The organism is Nitrospirillum pindoramense (assembly GCF_007827955.1).
In the GTDB taxonomy this organism is placed as follows: domain Bacteria; phylum Pseudomonadota; class Alphaproteobacteria; order Azospirillales; family Azospirillaceae; genus Nitrospirillum; species Nitrospirillum amazonense_B.
Genome location: NZ_VITR01000009.1, coordinates 136,742 through 148,597 on the forward strand (window position 1 = coordinate 136,742; position 11,856 = coordinate 148,597).

The following is an 11,856-nucleotide window of genomic DNA, read 5'->3' on the forward strand; positions in this document are numbered from 1 at the left end:
ACCCCCCGAATATGGGCTCAAGCGGCAGGGACCCGGGTTGACCCCCGGACCTCGTCTCTTAAGACAACGATTGCGGGCACCGGCCGGCCTGGTTTCCCAGATGTCCGTCGGGCGACGGGACCGATGCTCCTCAGCGTCGGCACTGTGATGGTGGGCACACTCAGACGCATTGACCTGCGTCAAGCCGCCACCCTTCCACCTGGCGTACTGTTGGGTGAGTGACGGATAGGCGGATACGCGGCAAGATGGCCGCCAAAGATCAAAAAGTCTTATCCGGGCGGTTGGCGTTGCAACTTCTGGGCGTTACCATGGGAACGCCATAAGGAAGAAAGGGGCGCGCGGCGATGACGGCGACGACGAACGGGACGCTGATTCCGGTATTCACCCACCCCTCCCCCGCCGTGCGACGGGTACCCATGGACAGGCCCTGGCTATGGCTGCGGCTCGGTGCCGCCGATATGGCGGCCACGCCGACCATCAGCCTGGGTTACGGCCTGATCCTGGCGTCGGTGGGCTTCTTCGCGACGGCGCTGATCCTCCTGGGCGGCTGGCTGGCCCTGCTGCTGCCGCTGACCGGCGGCTTCATGCTGCTGGCCCCCCTGCTGTCGGTCACCTTTTACGAGGCGTCGCGGCGGCAGGAACAGGGTTTGCCCCCCGACGCGGCCGCCTGCCTCAACGCCTGGCGCGGCAACCTGCCGGCCATCGGCGCCTTTGGCGTCGTGCTGCTGCTGCTGCATCTGTTCTGGGTGCGCCTGGCCACCCTGCTCTACGCCCTGATGCTGGGCGACGTGCATGTGGCGCCAGAAAGCGTGGCCGCCACGCTGCTGACGCCGGAGGCCCTGCCCTTCCTGATCGTGGGCACGGTCTTGGGCGCCGCCCTGGCCCTGACCACCTTCACCATCAGCGTCGTGACCCTGCCTCTGTTGATGGACCGGGATGTCGGCGTCTTCATGGCCGTCGCCACCAGCATCATGGCCGTGCGCGCCAGCCCCCGGGCCATGCTGCTGTGGGCCGCCCTGATCGCGGGGTCGGTGGCGCTGGGCATGGCGACGCTGTTCATCGGCCTGGTGCCGCTGCTGCCCCTGATCGGGCACGCCAGCTGGCATGCCTACCGCGACGTGGTGCGCCTGCCGGCGGAGGCGGCGCCGGCCCGTTCAGCCGTCAGCTGAACTGCAGCATGGAGGGCGCCTTGTCGATGATCTCTTCCAGGATCATCTCCGCCGTCTCCAGCTCGCCACGGATGGATTCGTTCAGGCGGCTGGCGTATTCCGGCTTGCGCAGCTTTTCGCTGGCCTCGTAAAGGCTGCGCAGCTCGGTCACAAAGATTTCGCGGGCGCCCAGCGGCAGCACGGTCTTGGCCGACAGCACGAAAAAGAATCGCATGCTGGCGCGCACCAGCAGGCTCAGCATCAGGGTGTCCAGCTGGGCATAGCGCTCACGCACGTCATCCGCCGGGCCGTCCATGCTGCGCAGGCGCCCCTCCACCAGGATACACAGGGCGCGGAACTCCCCCACCTTGTTGCGGAAGGCGTTGTAGGCCTCGAAACTGTCGCGGGCGGCCGCGGCCTCCGCCTGCTTGGCCAATTGCGTGGATTCCCGCGCCTGACGCTCCAGCGCGTCGAGAAGACCCACCACCTCCTTGCGGGCGTAAACGCGTCTGACCACGGGGTTCATCCTGTCTGGGCTGCCACCACCCCTTGTATACCCAGGCCACCCGATGGATCAAAGCGGCGCCAATGGCGGGCGGGCATGCGCGGAAGGGGGGATGGAGTCGCCTGCACAGCACTTATCACGGCGACGGCGACAAGGTCCCATCGGTGAACAGCGTGAAGGACGGCTGCGGCCCCGGCGGCGCGATCTCGAACCGGACGGCCAGTCGGCCGCCCGCCAGCCCTTCGTATGTCAGGCGGAAGGTGGGGGCCGCCGGCGCCGGGTCACTGGTGAACTGGACGCGCCGGCCCGGCGCCAATTCCGTCACGTGATAGTGGATGACGTGCCCGGCCGTGTCGAAGAAATCGGCGCGCAAGTACCCGCCTTCCGCATACATGGTCATGATCATGTCCAGGTCGCCGCCCTCAGCCATATGGGTGTGGTCGCGGCGCACCAGCAGGCTGCCGTTCAGGTCGGGCCTGATCTCCGACTTGCCCCCCTGATTGGGCCGCCCACCGGAAACGGGGTCGGCAACGCGTTCGCCCACCAGGAAAGAGAGGGCCGCCAGCGACTCCGCCGCCTTCGCATGGGGCATCAACGCCGCCACCGCCAGCGCGGCCGCAGCCAATCCGCGCTCAAACCGCCTCATCGTACGCCTCCTTCAGCCAGCCCAGCACTTCGGCATCCACATCGGTCACGGCCGCCAGCTTCACCCGGTGGGTGAACATGGCGTTGAAACTGCCCGACGCCTCCAGCCGGCCTTCCGGCGAACGGGACTTCAACACCAGGCCCAGATCGAGGCGGGTGCGCGTCGATGGCTGAATCAAGGCGAACTGTTTGCGCCGGCGGATGCTGACATTGGCCTTCTTGGGTGCCACCTCGACATCGGGCCCAAGAGCCCTCACCGCCGCGACCAGCGCGTCATGGAGGGGACGCAGCCCCGCCTTGCCCTCGAATAGGTGCGCCACGGGATCGTCGACCGAGCGCGGCGCCGCGTCAGCCAAAGCGCGCTTGGCGACATGGTTGGCATAGCCGTGGCCGAAGCCGTGCTCCGCTTTCAGCCAAGTCACCATCTCCCCGTGCTTGGTCAGGCCCTGCGCCCGAATGCGTCCTACCCACACGGCCACCGGCTGCCCCGAAGCCGCCTCGATGTTCCGTTCCATTGTCGCGATCGCATCTTCCACCGACGCCATGGCTGCCCCCATTCCTGTTCCCGGCTTCGGCACCCGCACCGTCTTCCCGGAAGCCAGCGCCGTCATGCATTCTATGGTCGGCCTGTTGACAGCATGGTGGCAAGATGGCGCGTCGCGCGGAAAGGTTGTTGATCCTGCTGGACCTGCTGCGAGGCCGCCCGGTGGTAACGGCGGCCACCCTGGCGGAGGCTTTGGAGGTTTCCGCCCGCACGGTTTACCGCGACATCGAAGCGCTGCTAGCCGCCGGCGTTCCCATCCGGGGAGAGGCCGGCGTAGGCTTCAGCCTGGGCCAGGGCTATTTCCTGCCGCCCCTGACCCTGACGGAGGACGAAGCGGAGATCCTGGCCTTCGGCGCCCGGGTGCTGAGCATCTGGAGCGACGGCGCCATGGCCGCACAGGTGGAGATGGCGCTGACCAAGATCCGGGCCGTGCTGCCCCAGGCTGCCCGCGACAGCGCGGCGCGGGAGATCTTGTGGGCGCCCCCTTGGGTAACCCGCCACCCGCCCGCGGTGGACCTGCTGCAGTTGAAGCGCGCTGCCCAGCGGCGGCAGTACCTCCGCATCACCTATGAAACCCTGAACGGCACCCTGAGCGAGCGATCGGTGCGCCCCCTGTCGCTCAGCTTCTTCGGGCCTGTGTGGCTGCTGATCGCCTGGTGCGAATTGAAAGCGGACTTCCGCTGCTTCCGCTTGGACCGCCTGCGGGCTTCGGAGGTGCTGGAGCAGACCTTCCGGGATGAGCCGGGCAAGCGCCTGGCCGACTTCCGCCGCGCCAAGGGCGAGGCGGTGGTGCGGGAGATGGCCGGCAGCGGGGTTTAGTCCAGCGCCCGCAGCCGCACCGGCCGCTCCTGGCGCGACACCGGCAATTGCGACAGGGTCAACGCGATGCGCCGGCGCAGGAACGGGCTGCCGATGACCAAGGGCAGGATGTGGCGGCGCAGCAGCCGGCCCCACCAGCCGTCGGCCAGCAGGCCCACGCGGGAAATCAGGTCGGTGCCGCGCAGCACGCCCCGCGCCACGGGCAATCGGTCCCCGGCGTACCGGTCCAGAACGGCATCCACCTTGTCCGGGGCGGCCCGGCGCAGCGCCTCCGTCAGGCGGGCGCCCAGGTTGAGGGCATCCTGGATGCCGGTGTTCATGCCCTGGCCACCAGCCGGGCTGTGGATATGGGCGGCATCACCCGCCAGGAATACGCGGCCATGGCGCAGGCGCTTCACCATGCGGTGATGGATGGTGAAGCGGGTCAGCCACGTCGCCTCCCCCAGCGCCAGGGGCAGGCCGGATACGGCCCGGGCCAGGGTGGCGAAGGTGGCGAGGTCGATCTCCGCGCCTGGCACCGGCGGTTCCTCCTTGGGAATCACCACCAGGCGGCAGAGGGTGGGCCCGACGGCGGCGTGCGCGGGATCCTTCAGGGGGAAGAAGGCCATGGCACCCGCCTCGGTACTGAAGAAGCGGACGGAGTCGTGGCCCCAATGCGCCTGTCCCGGCCCCCAGTCCAGGGTGACGTCGGCCAGCAGGAAGGTGCCGGGGTAGGCGCCGCCGGCAAACTGGGCGCCCACCTGTCGGCGCACCACGCTGTGGGCGCCATCGCAGCCCACGACATAGGCGGCGCGCACCAACTCGACGGCGCCGTCGGGGCGCCGCACCTCGCACTGCACGCCGTCGCGATCCTGCCGCAGGCCGGTCAGTTCGTGTTTCCAGTCGACGGCCACGTCGAAAGCCGCCGCCTGCTCCGCCAGCAGGCGCTCCGTCTCCCCCTGCGGCAGCACCAGCACGAAGTTATAGGGGCTGGGCAGGCCGCCCAGGTCCACCGCGATGGGGCGCCGCCGCCCAAGGTGGAAATGGACGGTGCGCACCGGCTGGCCCGTGGACACCATGCGGGCCGGCAGGCCCAGGCCGAACACGTCCGACAGGGCTTCCAGCGTGCCGGCATGCACGCCCAGCGCCTTGGACTTCCGCGACCGTTCCGCCGCCTTGTCGATCACCCGCACGGCGATGCCGGTACGGCCCAGCATGGCGGCCAGCGCCAGGCCCGTGGGGCCGGCCCCGACCACCAGGACCTCCACATCCCTATCCTTGGTCAAGATCGCCTCCTCCCCACGCCATCCTCGGGAATTGGATCGCTTACTTCTTGTTAGTTCTTTGCCGATATGCTGCCCGCGCGTGTGCTTCCGCAGGCGTCCCTTGGCAATAAGGTGCCGTTATATCAGGGAACCTTTATGTCAGGGGAAATTGTCCCGGGATTAAGGTGGACGGCCAACGGCACCTAAGGGTAAGCATGCATCTGGTTTGTTCTGCTGCCGAACCGGCAGTACGAGGGAACCGGCGTTAGAGCGGAACGCGATCAGGTGGAGTCACCTGATCGCGTTCCGCTCTATCATGAACAGGTTAAGAGCAAGATGCGATCACGACTGATCGCATCTTGCTCTAAGGGATTGAAAGGGCGTTCAGTCGATGGAACAGGCGATCGTCACCGTCCAGAACCTCGCGGGCCTGGCGCAAAGCGCCCAGGCGGGCCTGCCGCTGGGCAAGGACGCCCTGCTGTTCGGTGAGGACGGCACCGTCCGGGTGAACAGCGACCGCTCCCCCTCCCGCCATCATTTCTACCTGGACGGCCTGCTGTTCCACGTCTCCATCACCCCGCGGCCCGAAAGCACTCTGTTTCAGATCTGGGCCGAAGTCGGCTTCATGCCCTATACCATCGAGGCGCCGGAGAAGCGCGCCAAGCTGCAGACCATCCTGCGCGCCACCGCCAGCCTGCGCACCGCCCGCTTCATCGTCGACGAACAGCAGAAGGTGCTGGTGCTGAGCCAGCAGGACGTGCCGGGCCATGTCAGCCTGACCGACCTGATGTATGAGACGGTGCAGTTCATCCAGGAGGCTCGGCCCTACCTGCGGATATTCGGCAGTTATTTGTAAGCCGCCACCCAGAAAAAAACGCCCCGGAGATCGCTGTCCGGGGCGTTTTTTCTTTGACGCGTCAGTGATGCCCGCCGGCCCCCGCCGTCCCTCCACTGGCCTGCCCTGTCGTGGTCGGCAGGATGAAGATCTGCCCCGGATAGATCAGGTTGGGGTCGCGGATCTGCTCCTGGTTGGCGTCGAAGATGGTGGTGTACTGGATGCCCTCGCCATAGAGGTGGCGGGCCAGGGTCCACAGGTTGTTGCCGGCCACCACCACCACGGCGCGGCTGTCGCTGTCGGCGATGGGCTGGCGCTCGAAGGTCACCTCGGCGCGGGCGGCCACCTTGCCGTCCGCCCCCACCTGGTCGACGCGCAGGGTATAGCGGCCGGGATCGACCAGGCGTTCCGGGGTGATGGACCAGCGGCCGGCCAGGTCGGCGGTGGCGCGGCCCACCAGGGTATTGTCCAGGTACAGCTGCACCTCCGCCTTGGCCGGGGCGTCGCCGCCGACAGTGACGGCGCCGGCGCGGTTATAATCGATGGTGTCGATGGCCACAGCCAGCGACTTGTCGGTCTTGCCCGGGGCCTGCAGCACCCGGCTGCCGCCCTGGCGCGGGGTGACGACGGCCAGGGCGCCGCCGGTCTCGTTCTGCTTGCGCCCGGCCACGTCGCGCTTGGCGTCCGGCACCACCAGGGTCACCGTCTCATCCGCCGCGACCTCGGTGCCTTCCGCCGTCTTCATCTTCAGGGACAGGGTGCGGGAACCGGGGGTCAACGCCTGGGTGGGGGTCAGCACCCATTCACCACGCTTGTCGGCGGTGACGGTGCCCAGTTCCTTGTCGCCATCGGAAATGGTGACGGTGGCGCCCGGCATTGCGCGGCCGGCGATGACCGCCGTGCCGTCGGGGCTGACGCGCACCACGTCGAAGGTGGGAACCGCGCTGGGGCCGGACGGGGCCTCGGCCGTGGCCGGGGCGGGGGCCTGCGTCGTGCCCGCGGTGCGGTCGGCCTGCATGTGGGACAAGCCCCAAACCAGCAGCGCCAGCGCGCCCACGCCGACAACGGCGGCAATGACCTTGTTTTGCGTCACAGTCGGTTCCTTTGCCATTATCCCGGCGGCCAGCCCCCGCCGCCGGTTTTATGAGCCCCCCAGATCGAATGGGGTTCACCCCCGGAATAGCCCGGTGGCGCCCACGCGATCAAGCGCGGATGATCACCGGGTCAGGCGAAAGCGACCAAGCCCGCCACCAAGCCGATGGCCAGGACGGCCAGCAGCGCCGCCCGCCCCCGGGGCGCCCAGCCCGAACGATCCGCGCCGCCAGACGCCGCGGCGGCGGCATCCGCTGGCAGGAAGGTAAGGCGCTTCCAGCCCGTGACCATGGGCCGCACCAGGTTCTCCCGCTTGACCACCAGGTAAAACAGCACCGCCACCACATGGCCGGCCACCACCCCCTGGATCAGGGTGAAATTGGCATGGTGCAGGCGGCGGGCCAGCTTCGCCGCCGCCCCGCTGACCCTATGGGCCAGCGGCCCCTCCTCCATCCCATCGTCATCCACGGCGAACAGGCCGGTGCCCACCTGGGCCAGCAGCACCAGCAGCAGGACGACGACGGCCCAGCCGCCCAGGGCGTTATGCCCCCGCTCCAGCGGCAGCGGGCCGGGCGCCACCATGTGGCGCACATGGCGCAACACGGCCGCCGGCCCCTTCAGGAAGCGGGCGAAGCGGGCCTGGTCGCTGCCCGCCACGCCCCAGAACAGGCGGAACAGCAACAGCGCCAGGGCGGCATAACCCAGCTTGAAATGCAGGGCCAGGTCATCGTGCGTGGCCGTCCACCACAGGCCGGCCAGGTCGGCGACCAGCAGCCAGTGGAACAGCCGGATGGGCAGGTCCCAGACGGGGATGCGATCCCCAGGGGCCCCGCCCTGATCCGTGGGCGTCATGCCCGGCTTACTTCTTCTGGCGATAGGTTTCGTGGCACTGCTTGCAGGTGCCGCCCACCGCCTGCACCGCCTGGCCGATGGCGGCCTTGTCGGCGTTGGCGGGTAGATCCAGGACCTTGTCCAGCGCCTGGGCCATGGTGGTGAAGCCCTGACGGAACTTGGCATTGTCCTGCCAGACGGCGGGCAGCGCCTCACTCTCGCCCACGCCCACGGCGGTGCCTTCGGTGAATTGGTCGGGCAGGCCCTTGGTCACGGCGGCCATGGCGGCGGCGGCGGCGGCCACATCCTGCGGCGTGCCCTTGTCGTCCTTGAGATAGCCCATGAACACCTTCATGCCGCCCCCCAGCTTCTTCATGTCCTGCTGGCGGGCCTTGACGATCTCGGTGGGGTCTAGGGCCGCGTGGGCGACGCTGCCGCCCAGCAGGGCCGCGGCGATGGCTAGGCCAGCGGCCAGACGCGCAGCGCGGTGGGTATGGGGAACTTCACGAAAAGCACGCGGCATTCTATTCTCCTGCCCTGTCTATAACCACGTGGTGTAACCACGTATCCTAAGGCCTTGACCGTCCTGCGCTGGCCGGATGGCTTGCAGTCGATGCGCAAGGATGGTGTAACGGGCCGTCACCTGTCCGGCAAGCCCCGCTGGCGACACGTCCCGCTGGCGGCGATCGGGCGGCGGCATCCCGGGCCGGAGGGGCCTGGGTCGGAGGAGGATGGTTCCAGCGACCATCCAACCGACCCGTTCCATAAGGATGAGAGGAATGTCCAAGGTGCGTAGCGTCTGTGTCTATTGCGGGTCCTCGGGCCAGGTGTCTGAGGAATACAAGAAGGCCGCCCACGAGCTGGGCACGCTGATCGGCCGGACCGGCCTGCGGCTGGTCTATGGCGGCGGCCGCGTCGGCCTGATGGGCATCACCGCGGATGCCGCCCTGGCGGCGGGTGGCGAGGTCGTGGGCATCATCCCCGACCACATCCAGGCCCGCGAGGTCGACCATACCGGCCTGACCGAGCTGCATGTGGTCGACAGCATGCACACCCGCAAGCGCATGATGGTGGAGAAGTCCGACGCCTTCGTCATCATGCCCGGCGGCCTGGGCACCCTGGACGAGGCGTTCGAGATCATCACCTGGCGCCAGCTGCGGCTGCATGACAAGCCGGTGGTCGTCGCCAACATCGGCGGTTATTGGGACCCGCTGCGGGTCCTGCTGACCCATATCCGCGACACCGGTTTCGGCCGGGGCGAGATCGAGACCTATTTCACCTTCGTCGACACGGTGGACGCCATCCTGCCGGCGCTGCGGCAGGCGCCGGACTCCGTGCAGAAGATCGCGGTGGAACGGCTGTAGGCCGTTTCAAGAGCGGGACACCGTTGCGGGGACCGCACGCCGGTTCCCCGCCCCGCTTGCTTGATCGCCGGGCCCGAATGGGCTCTTATACCGGCCGTCCGATAAAGATGGTCGTTTCTTACCCGGGAAACGGTTCTGGCATATCGAGGCGCGCGAGGATGCGGCGCCGGCTGTCATAAAAATTACCTATACGCAGAAGGCATTGAGAATGCAGAAGATCAAGGTTGCCAATCCCGTCGTCGAGCTTGATGGCGATGAGATGACCCGCATCATTTGGCAGTTCATCAAAGACAAGCTGATCCTGCCCTACCTCGACATCGACCTGAAGTACTTCGACCTGGGGATCGAGCATCGCGACGCCACCAACGACCAGGTGACCGTGGACGCGGCCGAGGCCATCAAGAAGTACGGCGTGGGCGTGAAGTGCGCCACCATCACCCCCGACGAGGCCCGCGTGGCCGAGTTCAGCCTGAAGAAGATGTGGAAGTCGCCCAACGGCACCATCCGCAACATCCTGGGCGGCACCGTCTTCCGTGAGCCCATCATCTGCAAAAACGTGCCGCGCCTGGTGCCGGGCTGGACCAAGCCCATCGTCATCGGCCGCCACGCCTTCGGCGACCAGTACCGCGCCACCGACTTCAAGGTGCCCGGCGCCGGCAAGCTGACCATGACCTTCACGCCCGACGACGGCGGCGAGGCCATCACCTACGACGTGTTCAAGTTCCCCGAGGCCGGCGTGGCCATGGGTATGTACAACCTGGACGAGTCGATCGCCGGCTTCGCCCGCGCCTGCTTCAACTACGGCCTGCAGCGCGGCTACCCGGTGTACCTGTCCACGAAGAACACCATCCTCAAGGCCTATGACGGCCGCTTCAAGGACATCTTCCAGGAAATCTTCGACGCCGAGTTCGCCGAGCGGTTCAAGGCCAAGGGCATCGTTTACGAGCACCGCCTGATCGACGACATGGTCGCCTCCGCCCTGAAGTGGGACGGCGCCTTCGTCTGGGCCTGCAAGAACTACGATGGCGACGTGCAGTCCGACACCGTGGCCCAGGGCTTCGGCTCGCTGGGCCTGATGACCTCGGTGCTGCTGACCCCCGATGGCAAGACCGTGGAGGCCGAGGCCGCCCACGGCACGGTGACCCGCCACTATCGTGAGCACCAGAAGGGCCGCCCCACCTCCACCAACCCCATCGCCTCCATCTTCGCCTGGACGCAAGGATTGTCCTACCGCGGCCAGTTCGACGGCACGCCGGAGGTCACCAACTTCGCCAAGACGCTGGAGAAGGTGTGCGTGGAGACGGTCGAGTCCGGCTTCATGACCAAGGACTTGGCCATCCTGATCGGCCCGGACCAGCCCTGGCTGACCACCCAGGACTTCCTGGCCAAGCTGGACGAGAACCTGCGCAAGGCCATGGGCTTTGACGCCTGAGACCTCTTGACGGTTGCGATGTGACGGCAACGCCGGGCGGCACCCACCGCCCGGCGTTTTCTTTGGCCAGAAGGGATGCTTGCCATCGGCGACCTTGCCGGCCGCATCCACCCTCTGCGAGGTTTAAGCATCTGGCGCGCTTGCGCCCCCCCGCTCAAACATGGATTTTCTAGCCATGTTGATCGATCGATTAAATCTGTGGGTCATCAATAGGCTGCAGCACCTGAGAGAGCAGCGTCGCGGCAAGATGACGATCAGTTCCGCCGGCCTCATCATTCAGAAGAAGGGGCAGAACCACCAGGTGGTTTGGGCGGCGATAGAAAGCATCATCGCGAAGCGCACGGATCATATGGTTGGTGATACCATCAGTCTCACCATAACCACCCGTGATGGGCTGACAGCCCAGGCGACTGAAGATGATGCCGAGTGGTCCGCCCTTATCGCGGGCATTTCGGAGCATCTGGTGGGATGCCTCCCCTACGCCCGCTGGGCCCTGGCCCTCGTGGCCGGCGAGGCGACCATACCCGTCTACCGTCGCGGCACCGTGCCCGACCTCTGAGCCCCCTAAAAAGCTAAACCCCCGCCGTCGCCGGCAGGGGTTCGCTTAATTCATCGCATGCGTGAGGCGCGGCCTCAGGCCATGACCAGCTTGCGCTCGTCATCCCGCTTCTTGGCGGGCTGATAGGCCATCTGCGCGTGTTCGCGGCAGTAGGGCATGCCGGGCAGCGAAGGGCAGCCGCAGAAATGGAAATCGGCGTGCTTGGGATCGCCCACCGGCCATTTGCACATGCGCTCGTTCAGCGACAGGATGGTGGCACCCCGCGTAGGCTTTTTCTTGATGGGCGACGGCCGACCCGACAGGCCCAGCCGATGCGCCTTGCCGATCACCGCGTTGCGGGTGACGTTGCCCAGCACCTCGGCGATCTCGCTGGCGCTCATGCCTTGGCCCCACAACTGGCGCAGGCGCTCGATCCGCTCGTCCGTCCAACTCATCGACGCTTTTTCTTCTTCCATCGAAAGCCCTCGCTCCTTAGCCCCCGAGATCGGCGGGCGCAACAGTATGCTGTCACCGCCGAGCGCCCCGCTCCAGCAGTCGATACCGGGAAATTCCCATCAACAAGATTTGGTATCGAGATGCGAGGGAGACTACCAAACTTGCCAAAGCCTGAACAGGTGATTCCGACTCGTTTTTTGTCTGCGGATACAGAATCCGGCAGCCCGAGGCGGCGCCAGCCTTTCCATTCCCGCATCCCTCTCCTTAGTGGGTATATCCCTGGAATAGACACCATGGCTGGTGCGTCAGTATCACCCCGCCCCCGTTAAAAGGGGATTAAGGGACCACAAGGGACACCAGGCCGGCGGGCACGGGATTCGCGCCCACCGGCCTGGGAACCAAG

Annotated in this window: 14 protein-coding genes; 6 read left to right on the forward strand and 8 right to left on the reverse strand. The window is 67.0% G+C overall.

The window, feature by feature from the left end; all coding sequences use genetic code 11:
• The first annotated feature begins 344 nt into the window (after positions 1–344).
• Positions 345–1,169 carry a DUF2189 domain-containing protein gene (locus FBZ90_RS16295; RefSeq protein ID WP_145733732.1) on the forward strand — a complete coding sequence of 275 codons (825 nt, stop codon included), beginning with the start codon at positions 345–347 and terminating at the stop codon, positions 1,167–1,169.
• On the opposite strand, the gene FBZ90_RS16300 is transcribed toward FBZ90_RS16295, so the two are convergent.
• From FBZ90_RS16300 to FBZ90_RS16310, 3 genes are all read right to left on the reverse strand, one after another.
• Positions 1,162–1,665 carry a hypothetical protein gene (locus tag FBZ90_RS16300; RefSeq protein ID WP_145733733.1) on the reverse strand — a complete coding sequence of 168 codons (504 nt, stop codon included), beginning with the start codon at positions 1,663–1,665 and terminating at the stop codon, positions 1,162–1,164. The genes FBZ90_RS16295 and FBZ90_RS16300 overlap by 8 nt on opposite strands.
• A 124-nt stretch (positions 1,666–1,789) precedes the next feature.
• Positions 1,790–2,299 (reverse strand): hypothetical protein, encoded by a 510-nt coding sequence (locus tag FBZ90_RS16305; protein WP_145733734.1) that lies wholly within the window; start codon positions 2,297–2,299, stop codon positions 1,790–1,792.
• Positions 2,286–2,843 carry a DUF5655 domain-containing protein gene (locus tag FBZ90_RS16310; RefSeq protein ID WP_145733735.1) on the reverse strand — a complete coding sequence of 186 codons (558 nt, stop codon included), beginning with the start codon at positions 2,841–2,843 and terminating at the stop codon, positions 2,286–2,288. Before FBZ90_RS16310 ends, FBZ90_RS16305 begins: the two co-directional genes overlap by 14 nt.
• Positions 2,844–2,947: 104 nt before the next feature.
• Here FBZ90_RS16310 and FBZ90_RS16315 point away from each other — a divergent pair, with 104 nt between their 5' ends.
• Positions 2,948–3,661: a helix-turn-helix transcriptional regulator gene (locus FBZ90_RS16315; RefSeq protein ID WP_145733736.1), complete on the forward strand. Its 714-nt coding sequence runs from the start codon at positions 2,948–2,950 to the stop codon at positions 3,659–3,661.
• On the opposite strand, the gene FBZ90_RS16320 is transcribed toward FBZ90_RS16315, so the two are convergent.
• Entirely contained in the window at positions 3,658–4,926 is a 1,269-nt protein-coding gene (locus FBZ90_RS16320; RefSeq protein ID WP_186455848.1) for an FAD-dependent monooxygenase, read from the reverse strand. The two genes, FBZ90_RS16315 and FBZ90_RS16320, sit on opposite strands and share 4 nt — an antisense overlap.
• A 370-nt stretch (positions 4,927–5,296) precedes the next feature.
• Between FBZ90_RS16320 and FBZ90_RS16325 the strand changes: the two genes are divergently transcribed.
• The gene (locus FBZ90_RS16325; protein WP_145733738.1) at positions 5,297–5,761 is read left to right on the forward strand and encodes a hypothetical protein; all 465 of its coding nucleotides are present in this window, start codon (positions 5,297–5,299) and stop codon (positions 5,759–5,761) included.
• A gap of 61 nt (positions 5,762–5,822) precedes the next feature.
• Here FBZ90_RS16325 and FBZ90_RS16330 read toward each other — a convergent pair whose 3' ends face one another.
• The 3 genes from FBZ90_RS16330 to FBZ90_RS16340 form a co-directional block, all read right to left on the reverse strand.
• Positions 5,823–6,833: a LysM peptidoglycan-binding domain-containing protein gene (locus FBZ90_RS16330; protein WP_145733739.1), complete on the reverse strand. Its 1,011-nt coding sequence runs from the start codon at positions 6,831–6,833 to the stop codon at positions 5,823–5,825.
• A 131-nt stretch (positions 6,834–6,964) separates the two neighbouring features.
• Positions 6,965–7,684 (reverse strand): cytochrome b/b6 domain-containing protein, encoded by a 720-nt coding sequence (locus tag FBZ90_RS16335; RefSeq protein ID WP_145733740.1) that lies wholly within the window; start codon positions 7,682–7,684, stop codon positions 6,965–6,967.
• A gap of 7 nt (positions 7,685–7,691) precedes the next feature.
• The gene (locus FBZ90_RS16340) at positions 7,692–8,186 is read right to left on the reverse strand and encodes a c-type cytochrome (RefSeq protein ID WP_145733741.1); all 495 of its coding nucleotides are present in this window, start codon (positions 8,184–8,186) and stop codon (positions 7,692–7,694) included.
• Between the two features lie 256 nt (positions 8,187–8,442).
• Between FBZ90_RS16340 and FBZ90_RS16345 the strand changes: the two genes are divergently transcribed.
• The 3 genes from FBZ90_RS16345 (at position 8,443) to FBZ90_RS16355 (ending at position 11,018) form a co-directional block, all read left to right on the forward strand.
• Positions 8,443–9,027 carry an LOG family protein gene (locus FBZ90_RS16345; protein WP_145733742.1) on the forward strand — a complete coding sequence of 195 codons (585 nt, stop codon included), beginning with the start codon at positions 8,443–8,445 and terminating at the stop codon, positions 9,025–9,027.
• Between the two features lie 208 nt (positions 9,028–9,235).
• Complete coding sequence (locus FBZ90_RS16350; RefSeq protein WP_145733743.1) at positions 9,236–10,459, forward strand: NADP-dependent isocitrate dehydrogenase; 1,224 nt, start codon at positions 9,236–9,238, stop codon at positions 10,457–10,459.
• 175 nt (positions 10,460–10,634) lie between these two features.
• Entirely contained in the window at positions 10,635–11,018 is a 384-nt protein-coding gene (locus FBZ90_RS16355) for a hypothetical protein (protein WP_145733744.1), read from the forward strand.
• A gap of 74 nt (positions 11,019–11,092) precedes the next feature.
• On the opposite strand, the gene FBZ90_RS16360 is transcribed toward FBZ90_RS16355, so the two are convergent.
• Positions 11,093–11,452: a GcrA family cell cycle regulator gene (locus FBZ90_RS16360; protein ID WP_145733745.1), complete on the reverse strand. Its 360-nt coding sequence runs from the start codon at positions 11,450–11,452 to the stop codon at positions 11,093–11,095.
• Between the last annotated feature and the right edge of the window lie 404 nt (positions 11,453–11,856).